Annotated in this window: 17 protein-coding genes; 10 read left to right on the plus strand and 7 right to left on the minus strand. The window is 60.5% G+C overall.

Annotated features, from left to right (window positions below; genetic code table 11):
- Nucleotides 1-50: 50 nt before the first annotated feature.
- The 5 genes from hypE to hypA are packed head-to-tail and all read right to left on the minus strand — an operon-like array spanning nt 51 to nt 3,663.
- Nucleotides 51-1,061, minus strand: coding sequence for a hydrogenase expression/formation protein HypE (gene hypE, locus ACWKX3_RS18940; protein WP_454542216.1), 1,011 nt, complete (start codon nt 1,059-1,061; stop codon nt 51-53).
- Nucleotides 1,058-2,179, minus strand: coding sequence for a hydrogenase formation protein HypD (gene hypD / locus ACWKX3_RS18945; RefSeq protein ID WP_088208644.1), 1,122 nt, complete (start codon nt 2,177-2,179; stop codon nt 1,058-1,060). Before hypD ends, hypE begins: the two co-directional genes overlap by 4 nt.
- 3 nt (nt 2,180-2,182) lie before the next feature.
- Nucleotides 2,183-2,455: a HypC/HybG/HupF family hydrogenase formation chaperone gene (locus ACWKX3_RS18950; RefSeq protein WP_088208645.1), complete on the minus strand. Its 273-nt coding sequence runs from the start codon at nt 2,453-2,455 to the stop codon at nt 2,183-2,185.
- A complete protein-coding gene (gene hypB, locus ACWKX3_RS18955) occupies nt 2,446-3,309 on the minus strand; it encodes a hydrogenase nickel incorporation protein HypB (RefSeq protein ID WP_088208646.1) in 864 nt (287 codons plus the stop codon). Before hypB ends, ACWKX3_RS18950 begins: the two co-directional genes overlap by 10 nt.
- Nucleotides 3,310-3,312: 3 nt before the next feature.
- A complete protein-coding gene (gene hypA / locus ACWKX3_RS18960; protein WP_006178194.1) occupies nt 3,313-3,663 on the minus strand; it encodes a hydrogenase maturation nickel metallochaperone HypA in 351 nt (116 codons plus the stop codon).
- Nucleotides 3,664-3,873: 210 nt separating this feature from the next.
- On the opposite strand from hypA, the gene hycA reads away from it, so the two are divergent.
- The 9 genes from hycA (at nt 3,874) to hycI (ending at nt 11,652) form a co-directional block, all read left to right on the plus strand.
- Nucleotides 3,874-4,338 (plus strand): formate hydrogenlyase regulator HycA, encoded by a 465-nt coding sequence (hycA, locus tag ACWKX3_RS18965; protein WP_042322282.1) that lies wholly within the window; start codon nt 3,874-3,876, stop codon nt 4,336-4,338.
- A gap of 70 nt (nt 4,339-4,408) precedes the next feature.
- The gene (locus tag ACWKX3_RS18970) at nt 4,409-5,017 is read left to right on the plus strand and encodes a 4Fe-4S dicluster domain-containing protein (RefSeq protein ID WP_006178192.1); all 609 of its coding nucleotides are present in this window, start codon (nt 4,409-4,411) and stop codon (nt 5,015-5,017) included.
- Entirely contained in the window at nt 5,014-6,828 is a 1,815-nt protein-coding gene (gene hycC, locus ACWKX3_RS18975; protein WP_454542217.1) for a formate hydrogenlyase subunit 3, read from the plus strand. The genes ACWKX3_RS18970 and hycC overlap by 4 nt, the downstream gene beginning before the upstream one ends.
- Nucleotide 6,829: 1 nt before the next feature.
- On the plus strand, nt 6,830-7,753 hold the full coding sequence (locus ACWKX3_RS18980) for a respiratory chain complex I subunit 1 family protein (protein WP_058608509.1): 924 nt from the start codon (nt 6,830-6,832) through the stop codon (nt 7,751-7,753).
- Nucleotides 7,754-7,768: 15 nt separating this feature from the next.
- A complete protein-coding gene (gene hycE, locus ACWKX3_RS18985; RefSeq protein ID WP_454542218.1) occupies nt 7,769-9,478 on the plus strand; it encodes a formate hydrogenlyase subunit HycE in 1,710 nt (569 codons plus the stop codon).
- 9 nt (nt 9,479-9,487) lie between these two features.
- On the plus strand, nt 9,488-10,030 hold the full coding sequence (locus tag ACWKX3_RS18990; RefSeq protein WP_058608507.1) for a formate hydrogenlyase complex iron-sulfur subunit: 543 nt from the start codon (nt 9,488-9,490) through the stop codon (nt 10,028-10,030).
- Nucleotides 10,030-10,797, plus strand: coding sequence for an NADH-quinone oxidoreductase subunit B family protein (locus ACWKX3_RS18995; protein ID WP_137272776.1), 768 nt, complete (start codon nt 10,030-10,032; stop codon nt 10,795-10,797). The genes ACWKX3_RS18990 and ACWKX3_RS18995 overlap by 1 nt, the downstream gene beginning before the upstream one ends.
- Nucleotides 10,794-11,204, plus strand: a complete 411-nt coding sequence (locus ACWKX3_RS19000) for a formate hydrogenlyase maturation HycH family protein (protein ID WP_058608506.1) — start codon at nt 10,794-10,796, stop codon at nt 11,202-11,204. The genes ACWKX3_RS18995 and ACWKX3_RS19000 overlap by 4 nt, the downstream gene beginning before the upstream one ends.
- Nucleotides 11,197-11,652: a hydrogenase maturation peptidase HycI gene (hycI, locus tag ACWKX3_RS19005; protein ID WP_058608505.1), complete on the plus strand. Its 456-nt coding sequence runs from the start codon at nt 11,197-11,199 to the stop codon at nt 11,650-11,652. Before ACWKX3_RS19000 ends, hycI begins: the two co-directional genes overlap by 8 nt.
- Before the next feature lie 88 nt (nt 11,653-11,740).
- On the opposite strand, the gene ACWKX3_RS19010 is transcribed toward hycI, so the two are convergent.
- Nucleotides 11,741-13,165, minus strand: coding sequence for a 6-phospho-beta-glucosidase (locus tag ACWKX3_RS19010; RefSeq protein WP_454542219.1), 1,425 nt, complete (start codon nt 13,163-13,165; stop codon nt 11,741-11,743).
- Nucleotides 13,166-13,183: 18 nt separating this feature from the next.
- Nucleotides 13,184-14,635, minus strand: coding sequence for a PTS cellobiose/arbutin/salicin transporter subunit IIBC (ascF, locus tag ACWKX3_RS19015; protein ID WP_454542220.1), 1,452 nt, complete (start codon nt 14,633-14,635; stop codon nt 13,184-13,186).
- A gap of 214 nt (nt 14,636-14,849) precedes the next feature.
- On the opposite strand from ascF, the gene ACWKX3_RS19020 reads away from it, so the two are divergent.
- Nucleotides 14,850-15,863 (plus strand): LacI family DNA-binding transcriptional regulator, encoded by a 1,014-nt coding sequence (locus ACWKX3_RS19020; RefSeq protein WP_006178178.1) that lies wholly within the window; start codon nt 14,850-14,852, stop codon nt 15,861-15,863.

Below are 15,863 nucleotides of genomic sequence, written 5' to 3' on the forward strand. Positions count from 1 at the left end.
AGAAACTGGCAAAAAAGAGAACGTCAGCGCTGACCGCTTATGGCGCGGTTCTAGCAAATTCGGGGTAACGGTTCGGCGTGCGGCAGATCCAGCGTGCGCTTCACGCCGTAAAGCCCGGTCAAACGCACCCCTTTGCGTTCAACCACTTCACCAATAATGGCGGCCCCTTTCCCTAAAGGATGGGCGCGCAGTTCTGCCAGTACCGCGTCGGCAGCCTGGCGTTCAACGCCAATCGCCAGCTTGCCTTCATTGGCAAAGTTTAGCGGATCGAGCCCCAGCAGCTCGCAAAGCCCGCGCACGGCAGGCTTAACGGGCAGGCTGCGCTCGTTCAGTTCAATTCCACAGCCGCAGCGTGCGGCGAACTCGTGCATCACGGCATTAACGCCGCCCCGGGTGGCGTCGCGCAGGGCTTTCACCCCAGGTATTGTGCGCAGCGTCTGGATAAGGGGCGTCAGCACCGCGCAGTCGCTGCGAAGCTCACCGTCCAGCCCCAGACCTTCGCGCAGGTTAAGGATAGTCGCCCCGTGGCAGCCCAGCGTGCCGGTGACTAACAGCACGTCGCCCACGGCAAGCTGCTGTGCGCCCCAGTGAATATCCGCCGGGATCGCCCCCATTCCTGCCGTATTGATGAACAGTTTATCCGCCGCGCCGCGCTGCACGACCTTGGTATCGCCGGTGACGATAGCGATCCCCGCCTCGCGCGCGGCCTGCGCCATGCTGGCGACAACCGTTTTGAGCGTCTCCATCGGCAGCCCCTCTTCGAGGATAAATCCGCAGGAGAGGTAGCGTGGCACCGCGCCGCTGACGGCCACATCATTGGCGGTACCGCAGACAGCCAGCTTGCCGATATCTCCGCCGGGGAAGAACAGTGGATCGATGACATAGCTGTCGGTGGAGAACGCCAGCCTGTCGCCCTGGGCGGTAAGCGTGGAGAGCGCAATGCGCGCCTGATCCTCCTGCTCGGCCAGCCAGGGGTTGTTAAAGGCGTCCATAAACAGCTGATTGATGAGCTGCTGCATCGCCTGTCCGCCGCTGCCGTGCGCCATTTCGACGGTCTTCATGCTTCACTCTCCTGATTGCGATACTGATACCACGCGGCGCAGGCCCCTTCGGAGGAGACCATCAGCGCACCGAATGCGGTTTGCGGGTTACAGGTGCTGCCAAATAACGGGCACTGATGAGGTTTGCATTTGCCGGTGAGCACCTCGCCGCAGCGGGCGTCAGGATCGTCGCACACCTGCTGTGGCTGCGGGCGGAAATGCGCCTCGGCATCGAAGGAACGATACGGCGGCGTCAGGTGTACGCCGGATTCGGCAATCAGCCCCAGCCCGCGCCATTCGCTGTTGCCTTCCACCCTGAACACCTCGCGAATGGCCTGCTGCGCATGCACATTCCCCTCGTCCGGCACCACGCGGCGATACTGATTTTCGACGACGCTCAGAGCCGCTATTTTCTGCTCAACCAGCATGGTCACGCCTTGTAGTAGATCAAGTGGTTCGAAACCAGCTACCACTAATGGGCGATGGTACTCCCCGGCGATAAAACCATACGCCTCAGTACCGATCACCATGCTGACATGGCCCGGCGCGAGAAAAGCATCAATACCGTTGTCCGGCTCTTCAAGCAGGCTGCGAAGGGTGGGAATGAGCGTGATGTGCTGACAGAAAACGTAAAAATTGCCGATGTTGCGGGCTTTCGCCTGCTGGAGTGTGATGGCCGTTGCGGGCATAGTGGTTTCAAAACCCAGCCCAAAAAAGACCACTTTTCGCGTCGGATTGTCGGCCGCCAGCTTCAGTGCATCCATCGGTGAGTAAACGATGCGGATATCCGCGCCGCGCGCTCTGGCCTGCAGCAGCGAGCCATTTTTGCCCGGCACGCGCATCGCATCGCCGAAGGTGCAGAAGATCACCTCCGGATGGTGGGCAATCTCAAGGCAGCTGTCGATACGCCCCATCGGCAACACGCACACCGGGCAGCCGGGGCCGTGAATGAATTCGATGTTTTTCGGCAGCAGCTGGTCAAGGCCAAACTTAAAGATAGCGTGGGTGTGTCCACCGCAGACTTCCATGATGCGTAACGGTTTTTCGGCGGTGTACTCAAGCAATAATGCGCGGGATTGCAGATGGTCAATCAGCTGCATCACCTGTTCAGGGGCACGGTATTCATCAACGTAACGCATAGATTACCGTTCCTCACCGTACAGCAGTGCGCCCACATCCGGCTCCACGTCAAACATGTTTTGCAGCGCGTCGAGCGTATCCCGGGCCTCCGCTTCGTTAATCACGCTCATCGCAAAGCCAACGTGAACCAGCACCCACTGACCAAGCCGTGATGCGCCGGTGTCATCGGTGCTGCCCACCAGCGTCAGGTCGACATCGCGCAGAATACCGCACACGTCCACTTTGGCCTGATTGCCGTCAATGGCGTGAATTTGTCCGGGTACGCCTATGCACATCGTTCACGCTCCAGCCAGTTCAGCCAGTGTTCCATGCCCTCGCCGCGCGTGGCGGAGACCAGCAGGATCTCAATATCCGGATTCACTTCCCGGGCACAGGCCAGGCATTTCTCCACGTCGAAGTTGAGGTAAGGCAGTAAATCCACTTTGTTCAGCAGCATCAGCGAGGCGGCGGCAAACATATGCGGATATTTCAGCGGTTTGTCCTCCCCTTCGGTGACGGAGAGCACGGCCACCTTATGCCGCTCGCCCAGGTCGAAGCTCGCCGGGCAGACCAGGTTTCCGACGTTCTCGATAAACAGAATGCCGTTATCCGCCAGCGGCAGACGCGGCGCGGCGTCGGCAATCATCTGCGCATCAAGGTGGCAGCCTTTACCGGTATTAACCTGAATGGCGGGCGTGCCGGTTTCACGAATGCGCGCCGCGTCATTCACCGTCTGCTGATCGCCCTCTATTACCGCACAGGATACGCGCGCATTCAGGCGTTTGAGGGTTTCGGTAAGCAGCGTGGTTTTGCCGGAGCCGGGGCTGGAGACCAGATTCAGCACCAGCTGGTTACGCGCATCAAAGCGGGCGCGGTTGCGGGCTGCGAGCTGGTTATTTTTGTCGAGCACGTTGATCTCCACCTCCAGCATCTGGCGCTGGCTGATGCCCGGAGCATGGGTGCCGGCTGCGCCGTGTCCGTAGTGCAAATCGCCCTCAACGGACCGTTTCGGCGTGAAGGTGACTCCGGTGAATGCCGCCGCCGGGCGCGGCGCAGGGGAAAAGGGGGCTGAGCGAAACGCGGAGTGGGGACGGTGTTCATCCCCTTCAATATACAGGTTGCCTTCAGCGCAACCGCAGGTACTGCACATACTTTACTCCTTCTCAATTTCGAGGCGTTGGATCTGCATGCCGTCATCCGCCACGATGCGCAGCCCCGCACACTGGCAGAGCGGGCAGCGCTGAACCTTTGATGACAGCAGGGTGACGTACTGCTGGCACTGCTCGCACCAGCACTCCGCCTGCTGCTCCTCAATGTGAAGTTCGCAGCCTTCCGCCAGCGTGCCGCGACACACCAGTTCAAAGCAGAAGGTGAGGGCACTGGTTTCGACGCAGGAAAATGCGCCGACTTTCAGCCAGACGCCCGTCACGCGTTTGGCGTGGTTGTGTACTGCCTGCTGTTCGATAAGTTCCAGAGCCCGCTGGCAGAGGGTGATTTCGTGCATGACGCCTCCTCAATGAATTGACCCTGTAATGCAATAACAGTGCCAGCTTGATTTCCCTTAAGGGGTGACGATGTCAACGCTGTCGAAATGACACGTCGACACCGACGATGTGACAGGGCTGCCCAGATTAAAGCCTATGTAAATCAATACATTAAAAACTGGCATGGAATCTGCTTAATAGCCGAAATCTTCACTAACCGGATGCGTTTTATGACTATTTGGGAAATCAGCGAAAAAGCCGATTACATCGCACGGCGTCATCAGCAGCTGCAGGAGCAATGGCACCAGTACTGCAACTCTCTGATTCAGGGCATTACCCTGTCGAAAGCCCGTCTTCACCACGCCATGAGCTGTGCGGCGCAGGGGGATATGCGCTTTGTCCTCTTCGGCCATTTCACGATTTTCGTCACCCTGGCGAACACCTTTAACAGCCACACCATTGAGTATTACGTCGAAACAAAAGCGGGTGAAAAACAACGGATTGCACAGGCGCAGCTGATGTCCGACGGCATGATCGATGGTCACGTCTCCAACCGCGATCGCCAGCAGGTGCTGGAGCACTATCTGGAAAAAATCGAGCCGGTATACAACGGCCTGTACGCAGCGGTTGAACATGACCTGCCGGTCAACCTGAAACAGCTGGTGGCGGCAACGACGTCAACGCACGTTGCCTGATCCCCGAGTGTCGAGAAGTGTCGAGAAGACATCTTTTCGTCAAAAATGACCATCACCAGAGGATTGCCCGGTGAACCGTTTTGTAATTGCTGACTCGACGGTCTGTATTGGCTGTCGAACCTGTGAAGCGGCGTGTTCGGAAACGCACCGCCTGCATGGGCTGCAGTCCATGCCGCGCCTGCGCGTCATGCGTAATGAAAAAGAGTCTGCCCCGCAGCTCTGCCACCACTGTGAAGATGCCCCGTGCGCGGGCGTCTGCCCGGTCAACGCCATTACCCGCGTTGAGGGGGCCGTGCAGCTGAACGAAAGCCTGTGCGTGAGCTGCAAGCTGTGCGGCATCGCCTGCCCGTTCGGCGCGATTGAGTTTTCCGGCAGCCGCCCGCTGCATATCCCGGCGAATGCCAACTCGCCCAAAGCGCCGCCTGCGCCTCCCGCGCCGGCACGCGTAAGCACGCTGCTGGACTGGGTGCCCGGCGTGCGCGCCGTCGCGGTGAAGTGCGACCTGTGCAGCTTTGATGAGCAAGGCCCGGCCTGCGTACGCACCTGTCCGACCAACGCGCTGATTCTGGTCAACATCCGCGACATCGCCCGCACCAGCAGGCGTAAACGCGAGCTGACCATCAACACCGACGTGGGCGATCTTTCTCTGCTGCAGGCATTTAACGAGGGGGCACAATGAACGCCGTGACGATGATGAACACCGGCGTAGCGGTCTTTGCTGCTGCGGCCGTACTGGCGACGATCTTCTCCTTCTCTACAGCGTTCAGCGGCTGGATTGCCGGTATCGGCGGGGCCGTTGGCAGCGTGCTGACGCTGGGCGCGGGCGGCGTGGTGCTGCTCGGCGGCGGGCGCGTTCACACGATGATGCCGTTTGTCCATCACGCGGTGCAGGTCACGCCGCTGAACGCGATCTGGCTTATCACGTTCGGCCTGTGCGGGCTGTTTATCAGCGTGTTTAATATTGACTGGCACCGCCATCCGACCGCCAGCGCCAACGGGCTGCTGGTGAATCTGCTGATGGCGACGGCGGTCTGTGCGGTTACCGCCAGTAACCTTGGGGCGCTGGTGATGATGGCGGAAATCATGGCCCTGTGCGGCGTGTTCCTGACGGGCTGCACCGCCTCCGGCAAGCTGTGGTTCGCGCTGGGCCGCCTCGGTACGCTGCTGCTGGCGCTGGCCTGCTGGCTAGTGTGGCAGCGTTTTGGCTCGCTGGACTTCGCTGCGCTCGACGGCCAGACGCTGGGCAACGACGTCTGGCTGCTGGGCGTGGTGGGCTTTGGTCTGCTGGCGGGCATTATCCCGCTGCACGGCTGGGTGCCGCAGGCGCATGCCAACGCCTCTGCGCCCGCTGCCGCGCTGTTCTCGACGGTGGTGATGAAGGTTGGTCTGTTCGGCATTCTGACGCTGACGCTGACGAGCGGCCAACCGCCGCTGTGGTGGGGCGTGGTGCTGCTGTTAGCCGGGATGATCACCGCGTTCGTCGGCGGGCTTTACGCGCTGATGGAGCACAATATTCAGCGTCTGCTGGCGTACCACACCCTGGAAAACATCGGCATTATCCTGCTCGGCCTTGGCGCGGGCGTCACCGGGCTGGCGCTCAGCCAACCGGCGCTGATTGCCGCCGGGTTTATCGGCGGGCTCTACCATCTTATCAACCACAGCCTGTTTAAAAGCACCCTGTTCCTCGGGGCGGGCAGCGTCTGGTTCCGCACCGGTCATCGCGATATTGAAAAGCTCGGTGGGATCGGTAAAAAAATGCCGGTCATTTCGCTCGCCATGCTGGTGGGGCTGATGGCGATGGCCGCGCTGCCGCCGCTGAACGGTTTTGCCGGAGAGTGGGTGATTTATCAGTCCTTCTTCGCGCTCGGTCAGAGCGAGGCGTTTATCGCACGGTTGCTGGGGCCGCTGCTGGCCGTTGGGCTGGCGATCACCGGCGCGCTGGCGGTGATGTGTATGGCGAAAGTCTACGGCGTCACCTTCCTCGGTGCGCCGCGCACGCGTGAAGCGGAAACCGCCCGCGCTGCGCCCGTGCTGATGACGATAAGCGTCGTTGCCCTCGCGCTGTGCTGTATTGCGGGCGGGGTCGCTGCCCCGTGGCTGATCCCGCTGCTGGGAAGCGTTATTCCGTTGCCGCTTGCGACGGCGCACACCGGAGTTTCCCAACCGATGATCGCGCTGCTGCTGATTGCCTCTCCGCTGCTGCCGTTTGTGCTGATGCTGTTCTTCAGGCGTGACCGCCTTGGTTCCCGCGCGCGCGGCGCAGCCTGGGCCTGCGGCTATGAGCATGAGCAGTCGATGGTGATCACCGCGCACGGTTTTGCCATGCCGGTGAAAGAAAACTTTTCCGCCGTGCTGAAGCTGCGCCACTGGCTAAACCCGGCAGGACGGGTGCCCGGCTGGCAGAGCGCCGCCGCGCCCGCGCTGTTCCGCCGACTGGCGGTTATCGAGCTGGCGGTGCTGGTAGTGATTGTGATTTCACGAGGAGCCTGACATGAGTCTGTTTCTGGCAATACTTCAGGCGCTGGTGTTATTCGCCGTCGCGCCTTTGCTCTCCGGGATAAGCCGCGTGGCGCGCGCCCGGATGCACAACCGTCGCGGGCCTGGCGTGCTGCAGGAGTACCGCGATCTGTTCAAACTGCTTGCGCGTCAAAGCGTGGCCCCGGACGCCGCAGGCTGGGTGTTCCGCCTGACGCCCTTTGTGATGGTGGGCGTGATGCTGACCATCGCGACCGCGCTGCCGGTGGTGACCGTGGGGTCGCCGCTGCCGGCGCTGGGCGATCTGATCACCCTGATCTACCTCTTTGCCATCGCGCGCTTTTTCTTCGCGATTGCGGGCCTCGACACCGGTAGCCCTTTTACCGGTATCGGTGCCAGCCGTGAAGCCATGCTCGGGGTACTGGTCGAGCCGATCCTGCTGCTCGGGCTGTGGGTCGCCGCACAGGTCGCCGGCTCAACCCACATCAGCTTTATCACCGATACCGTTTATCACTGGCCGGTTGCCCGCACCATTCCGCTGGTCCTGGCGCTCTGCGCCTGCGCGTTCGCCACCTTTATTGAGATGGGCAAACTGCCTTTTGACCTCGCGGAAGCGGAGCAGGAACTGCAGGAGGGGCCGCTCACCGAATACAGCGGCTACGGCTTTGCGGTACTGAAGTGGGGCATCAGCCTTAAGCAACTGGTGGTGCTGCAGATGTTCGTTGGCGTCTTCTTCCCGTGGGGGCAGATGACGCATTTCACCGCTGGCGGCCTGGTGCTGGCCGTGGTGATTGCGGCGTTCAAACTGCTGGTTGGCGTGCTGGTGATTGCCCTGTTTGAAAACAGCATGGCGCGCCTGCGCTTTGCGGCGACGTCGCGTATCACGTGGGCCGGTTTTGGTTTTGCATTTTTAGCTTTCGTCTCCTTGCTGGTGGCGTGATTTAAGAGAGTATTTATGTCTGAAGAAAAGAAAGGTCAGCAGTATCTCGCCGCGTTGCATCAGGCTTTTCCCAGCGTGGTGCTGGAGGAGTCCTGGCAGACCAAAGACCAGATTACCGTCACCGTCAAGGTGAATTATCTGCCGGAAGTGGTGGAGTTTCTCTATTACCAGCAGGGCGGCTGGCTCTCGGTACTGTTCGGTAACGACGAGCGCCAGCTGTGCGGCAACTACGCGGTGTACTACGTGATGTCGATGGAGCAGGGTGAGAAGTGCTGGCTCACCGTGCGCGTCGAGGTTGATCCGAACAAGCCGGAGTACCCGTCGGTCACGCCGCGCGTGCCCGCCGCGGTCTGGGGCGAGCGCGAAGTGCGTGATATGTACGGTCTGGTGCCGGTGGGGCTGCCTGACGAGCGCCGTCTGGTGCTGCCGGACGACTGGCCGGACGAACTCTATCCACTGCGCAAAGACAGCATGGACTACCGCCAGCGCCCCGCGCCGACCACTGACAGCGAGACCTACGAGTTTATCAACGAGCTGGGCAGTAAAAAGAACAACGTGGTGCCGATCGGCCCTCTGCACGTGACCTCTGACGAACCCGGCCATTTCCGCCTGTTTGTTGACGGCGAGAACATTATCGACGCCGACTACCGCCTGTTTTACGTCCATCGCGGCATGGAAAAACTGGCGGAAACCCGCATGGGCTACAACGAAGTGACGTTCCTCTCCGACCGCGTGTGCGGCATCTGCGGCTTCGCCCACAGCACCGCCTACACCACCTCGGTGGAGAACGGGATGGGGATCGTGGTGCCGGAGCGCGCGCAGATGATCCGCGCCATCCTGCTGGAGGTGGAGCGTCTGCACTCGCACCTGCTGAACCTTGGCCTGGCCTGCCACTTTGTCGGTTTCGACTCCGGGTTCATGCAGTTCTTCCGCGTGCGTGAAGCGTCGATGAAGATGGCTGAAATTCTCACCGGGGCGCGTAAAACCTACGGCCTGAACCTGATCGGTGGGATCCGCCGTGACCTGCTGAAAGATGACATGATCCAGACCCGGCAACTGGCACAGCAGATGCGTCGCGACGTGCAGGAGCTGGTGGATATGCTGCTCAGCACGCCAAACATCGAGCAGCGCACCGTTGGCATTGGTCGTCTTGATCCGCAAATTGCCCGCGACTTCAGCAACGTCGGCCCGATGGTGCGCGCCAGCGGCCACGCCCGCGACACCCGCGCCGACCACCCGTTTGTTGGCTATGGCCTGCTACCGATGGAGGTGCACAGCGAGCAGGGCTGCGACGTTATCTCCCGTCTCAAAGTGCGTATCAACGAGGTATTCACCGCGCTGAACATGATCGACTTCGGTCTCGATAACCTGCCGGGCGGCCCGCTGATGGTGGAAGGCTTCACCTATATTCCAAACCGCTTTGCCCTCGGCTTTGCCGAAGCCCCGCGCGGGGACGATATCCACTGGAGCATGACCGGCGACAACCAGAAGCTATACCGCTGGCGCTGCCGTGCGGCGACCTACGCCAACTGGCCAACCCTGCGCTACATGCTGCGCGGGAATACGGTCTCCGACGCGCCGCTGATCATTGGCAGCCTCGATCCGTGCTACTCCTGCACCGACCGCATGACCGTGGTGGACGTGCGCAAGAAGAAAAGCCAGGTGGTGCCGTACAAAGAGCTTGAGCGCTACAGCATCGAGCGTAAGAACTCGCCGCTGAAATAAGGACTCGCCATGTTTACCTTTATCAAAAAAGTGATCAAAACCGGCACGCAGACCAGCCGCTATCCGCTGGAGCCGCTGCCGGTCGACAAAAACTTTCGCGGCAAGCCGGAGCATAACCCGCAGCAGTGCATCGGCTGTGCGGCCTGCGTCAATGCCTGCCCGTCGAATGCGCTGACGGTGGAAACCGACCTGAAAAGCGGCGAGCTGGCCTGGCAGTTTAACCTGGGACGCTGCATCTTCTGTGGCCGCTGCGAGGAGGTCTGCCCGACGGCGGCCATTCGTCTTTCCCAGGAGTACGAACTGGCGGTGTGGAAAAAAGAGGACTTCCTGCAGCAGTCGCGCTTTGCGCTGTGCAACTGCCGCGTCTGTAAGCGTCCGTTTGCCGTACAAAAAGAGATCGACTACGCCATTGCGTTGCTGAAACACAATGGCGATGTCCGCGCGGAACACCACCGCGAAGGCTTTGAAACCTGCCCGGAATGTAAGCGTCAGAAATGCCTGCTGCCGTCTGACCGCATCGATTTAACCCGTCACATGAGAGAGGCCAGCTGATGGAAAGTTTACTCGGCCCGCGCGACGACAACGGCATTCCGGTGCCGATGACGGTGGACGAATCCATCGCCAGCATGAAGGCGTCGCTGCTGAAAAAAATCAAACGTTCGGCCTACGTCTACCGCGTGGACTGCGGCGGCTGCAACGGCTGCGAGATTGAGATCTTCGCCACGCTGTCGCCGCTGTTTGACGCTGAACGCTTCGGGATAAAAGTGGTGCCGTCTCCGCGCCATGCGGACATCCTGCTGTTTACCGGGGCCGTCACCCGCGCAATGCGATCCCCTGCGCTGCGCGCCTGGCAGTCCGCGCCGGATCCCAAAATCTGCATCTCCTACGGGGCCTGCGGCAACAGCGGCGGCATCTTCCACGACCTGTACTGCGTCTGGGGGGGGACCGATAAAATTGTACCGGTGGATGTCTATATTCCAGGCTGCCCGCCGACGCCTGCCGCCACGCTGTACGGCTTTGCGATGGCGCTCGGCCTGCTGGAGCAGAAAATCCACGCCCGCGAACCCGGCGAGCGTGATAGCCAGCCTGCGACCATTTTGCATCCGGATATGGTGCAGCCGCTGCGCGTGAAGGTTGACCGCACCGCGCGCAGGCTGGCGGGGTATCGCTATGGCCGCCAGATTGCCGATGACTATCTGCGTCTGCTGGGGCAGGGTGACCATCAGGTTGCGCGCTGGCTGGAGGCGGAAAACGATCCACGTCTTAATGAGATCGTGGCGAACCTGAACCAGATCGTTGATGAGGCGCGTATCCGATGAGTGAAACGGTGGTGTTCAGCCAGCTGAGCCGTAAGTTTATTGATGAGAACGACGCCACGCCGGATGCGGCGCAGCAGGTGGTCTATTACAGCCTGGCGATTGGGCACCACCTTGGCGTCATCGACTGCCTGGAGGCAGCGCTGAGCTGCCCGTGGGCGGAGTATCTGGCGTGGATAGGCACGCTGGAGGAGGGCAGCGCGGCGCGGCGTAAAATGGAGGGGGTACCGAAGTACGGCGAGATCGTCATCGACGCCAACCACATTGCGATGCTCGCCAACGCCTTTGACGCCGCGCTGCGCCAGCAAACCCCGGCGCAGCAGGCATGGAGCAAAACGCTGCTTAGCATGCTGCACGACATTCATCAGGAGAGCGCCATCTACCTGATGGTGAGGAGATTACGTGGCTGACGTTTTACTGTGTGTGGGCAACAGCATGATGGGCGACGACGGTGCCGGCCCGCTGCTGGCAGAGATGTGTGCCGCAAACCCGCAGGGCAACTGGGTGGTGATTGACGGCGGCAGCGCCCCGGAAAACGACGTGGTTGCCATTCGCGAACTGCGCCCTGAAAAGCTGTTAATCGTCGATGCTACCGATATGGGGCTTAACCCCGGCGAGATCCGCCTGATTGACCCGGACGACATCGCCGGGATGTTTATGATGACCACCCACAATATGCCGTTGAACTACCTGGTCGATCAGATTAAAGACGACGTGGGCGAGGTGCTGTTTTTGGGTATTCAGCCGGACATCGTTGGGTTTTATTACCCGATGACGCCACCGGTGAAAGCGGCGGTGGAGGATGTTTACTCCCGCCTTGCGGAGTGGGTGGGGGATGGGGGTTTTGCTCCACTCTGAGCAGTGCCGGGTGACGGCTTCGCCTTACCCGGCCTACAAAACCCATCTCCCTCTCCCTGTGGGAGAGGGCTGGGGTGAGGGCAACAGGCTACGCCAAATCCCCCCCGTTGCTCGCAATCACCTTCTTATACCACCCGAACGATTTCTTGCGCGTCCGCTCCAGCGTGCCGTTACCGGCATCATCGCGATCCACGTAGACAAACCCGTAGCGCTTGCTCATCTCGCCCGTCGAGGCGGCCACCAGGTCGATACAGCCCCAGGTGGTGTACCCCATCAGCGGCACGCCGTCCTCGATCGCGTCGCCCATCGCGCGGATGTGCTCGCGCAGGTAGCTGATGCGGTAGTCGTCGTTGATCTCGCCGTTGGCGTCGATTTCGTCCTTCGCGCCGAGGCCGTTTTCCACCAGGAACAGCGGCTTCTGATAGCGGTCGTACATCATGTTCATGGTGATGCGCAGGCCCAGCGGGTCAATCCCCCAACCCCACTCGCTCACCTCAATGTGCGGGTTACGTAACGACTTCACGATGTTCGCCGCATTGGTATTGTTCGCGTTCATGTCCGCCGACGCACAGCGAGAGGCGTAATAGCTGAACGAGACAAAATCAACGGTGTTTGTCAGCAGTTCGTCGTCGCCGGGGTCTTTAACAATCACCACCCCTTTCTCGCGGAACACACGGGCAGAGTAGGCCGGATAGCGGCCGCGCGCCTGCACGTCGATAAAGAACAGGTTCTCGCGATCTTTCTCCAGCGCCATCCACACGTCTTCCGGCTTGCAGGAGTAAGGGTAGAAATTACCGCCCGCCAGCATACAGCCGACCTGGTTTTCAGGGTTAACCTCGTGGGCGATTTTGGTCGCCAGCGCGCTCGCCACCAGCTCGTGATGCGCGGCCTGGTATTTCACCTGGTCCTCGTTCTCACCCTCCTCGAACACCAGCCCCGCGCCGGAGAACGGGCTGTGTAGCATGATGTTGATTTCGTTGAAGGTCAGCCAGTATTTCACCAGGCCGTTAAACGCTTCGAAGCAGGTCCGCGCGTAGCGGGCGAAGAAATCGACCATCCTGCGGTTGCGCCACGAGCCGTATTCGGTGACCAGATGCATCGGCACGTCGAAGTGGCACAGGGTCACCAGCGGCTCGATGTTGTACTTTTTGCACTTCTCGAATACCGCGCGGTAGAAGGCGATGCCCTCCTGGTTCGGCAGCGGCTCGTCACCGTTCGGATAGAGGCGGCTCCAGGCAATTGAGGTGCGGAACACCGTGAAGCCCATCTCCGCCATCAGGGCGATGTCCTCTTTATAGCGGTGGTAAAAATCAATCGCCTCGTGGCTCGGGTAAAACTCGTCGTCCCTCAATGAAAAACGTTTTTCCTTCCCGAGTTTCACCGCCAGACGGTTCGCACCGTGGGGGATCATATCGACCGTGGTCAGCCCTTTGCCGCCCTCGCGGTACGCGCCTTCACTCTGGTTGGCGGCAAGCGCGCCGCCCCATAAAAATCCTTGTGGAAAAACCGACATTTCTACCTCGCTATACAATTATGCTCGTGCTGCGTTGGCCTGAACCGGGGCGGTTTGCAGGGCGCGTGCCTTTTCGGCGTCGTCTTCAACCGGGATATCTTCAAAACCTAATATCAGGGTCAGAACAAACGACAGCACTACCGCCAGCCCCATCACGCCGAATACCCAGATGATGGTCATCGGGTTCGCCGGGTCGAAGAACTGGACGCTGGTAAACAGCCCCGGCGCTGCCATCGAGTGGCTGGCAAGGCCTGCCACACCGGCCACCGCGCCGCAGATAAAGCCGCTGATCAGGCTCGCAATCAGCGGACGCTTCAGCCGCACCGCTACGCCGTACAGGGCCGGCTCAGAGATCCCCGCCATGATGGCAGAGGCCGCGGCCGCCAGCGCCGTCTGGCGCAGCTCCGGGTTTTTAGTTTTCCACGCCACCGCCAGCGACGAGCCGCCAAGCGACAGGTTGGCGCCGATTTCTGAGGGCATCACCATCCCTTCTTTGCCCGTTTCGGCAATGGTCTGGATGATGGTTGGCGTAAACACGCGGTGCATACCGGTCATCACCAGCAGCGGCCACAGCGCGCCCATGATGGCGACCGACAGCCAGCCCAGATAGCCGTGAATGGTGTACACCAGCGCGGAGATGGCGCTGCCGATCCAGATCCCCAGCGGCCCAATCAGCACAATGGCGAGCGGGGCGGCAATCAGCACGATCAGCATCGGCTTCAGGAAGTTTTTTGTCACCGCCGGCGTGATGCGATCCACCCAGCGTTCGATATACGACAGGCACCAGGTCATGACCAGCGCCGGGATCACGGTGTAGGTATATTTCACCGCCGTGACCGGAATTAAGGCAAATTCTACATGCTCGCCCTGCGCCGCTTTCGCCATCAGCTCGATAAAGCTCGGGTGTACCAGCACGCCCGCAATAGCGATGGCGAGCGACATATTGGTTTTGAATTTCACCGCCGCCGAAGCCGCAACCATCAGCGGCAGGAAGAAGAACGCCCCGTCGCCGATGACGGTCAGGATGGTCAGGGTCGGCGCGCCTTTCTCCAGCACGCCGGTCATCTCGAGGATCATCGCCAGCAGCTTGACCATCGAGCCGCCGATGATCGCCGGGATCAGCGGTGACATGGTGCCGATCAGCGCGTCAAGGATCCCTGCGCCTATCCGCCGCAAGGTCATTTTTTGCGGACCTTCCGGCACGGCAGGCTGGAGGTCGGTGGGTAACAGGCTGACCACTTCGCGGTAGGCCTGAGAAACGGTGTTGCCAATAATCACCTGGCACTGGTTATCGCTGCGCACCACGCCGAGCACGCCGCTGATGCTTTTCAGACGCGTGGCGTCGGTAAGGCTTTCGTCTTTCAGAACAAAGCGCAGACGCGTCATGCAGTGGGTGACGGCGACGATGTTATCTTTACCGCCGAGCGCGCTGATCACGTCGTTTGCCAGCGCGGCATAGTTTTTGGCCATCGGATGTGTTCCTGTTATCGTTGTGAGTCGTGTAGGAAACCGGTTTCACATAATCATCATGAGTTTTTCCTGATGAAACAAGATCGCTTTTTGTCCATTTTTTCGTTTCGTGACGACGATCACCCGGCGCGGAAAAAAGCGTGATGCTGCCGCTGCGACAATTTTTATGCGGTGCAGTACACTGCGAACCATCAGATTGAGAGGGAAGAACACGATGACCACGATGCTGGAAGTGGCGAAACGGGCAGGCGTTTCGAAAGCGACGGTTTCCAGGGTGCTGTCGGGCAATGGCTACGTCAGCCAGGAGACCAAAGACCGGGTGTTTCAGGCCATCGACGAAAGCGGCTATCGCCCGAATTTGCTGGCGCGCAACCTGGCGACCAGGCGCACCCAGACGCTGGGGCTGGTGGTGACCAACACCCTGTATCACGGCGTCTACTTTAGCGAACTGCTGTTCCACGCCGCGCGCATGACCGAAGAGAAAGGGCGGCAGCTGATCCTGGCGGACGGCAAGCACAGCGCCGAAGAGGAGCGCGAGGCGATCCAGTATCTGCTGGATATGCGCTGCGACGCGGTGATTATCTATCCGCGTTTTCTCAGCGTGGAGGAGATGGACGAGATCGTTGAGAAATGCGAGCAGCCGATTATGGTGCTGAACCGCCGTCTGCGCAAAAACAGCAGCCACAGCGTCTGGTCCGATCATAAATCCTCCTCTCAGGAGGCGGTGTCGCAGCTGATTGCGAAAGGGCACCGGGAGATTGCGTTTATCACCGGCTCGCTGGATTCCCCGACCGGGGTTGAGCGTCTGTCAGGTTACAAAGCCGCGCTGGCGCAGCACGGCATTGCCCTGCGCGAAGAACTGATAGCAGAAGGGAAGTGGACCCCGGCAAGCGGTTCGGCGGCCGTCGCCGGGCTGTTATCCCGCGGCGAGCGTTTTACGGCGCTGGTGGCGAGCAATGACGATATGGCGATAGGTGCCCTGAAACAGCTTCATGACAGCGGAATCGCCGCGCCGGAGGCGGTGTCGGTGATTGGGTTCGACGATGTCGCCATTGCGCCATACACCGTGCCGTCGCTCTCCAGCGTGCGCATTCCGGTGACGGAGATGATCAAAGAGACCATCAGTCGCTTAATCTTCATGCTGGATGGCGGGGAGTTCACCTCTCAGCAAACCTTCTCCGGCGAGCTGATCCTGCGCGACTCCGTCACTGACGGTCCGCATCGCTGA

Source organism: Enterobacter sp. UPMP2052 (assembly GCF_053709675.1).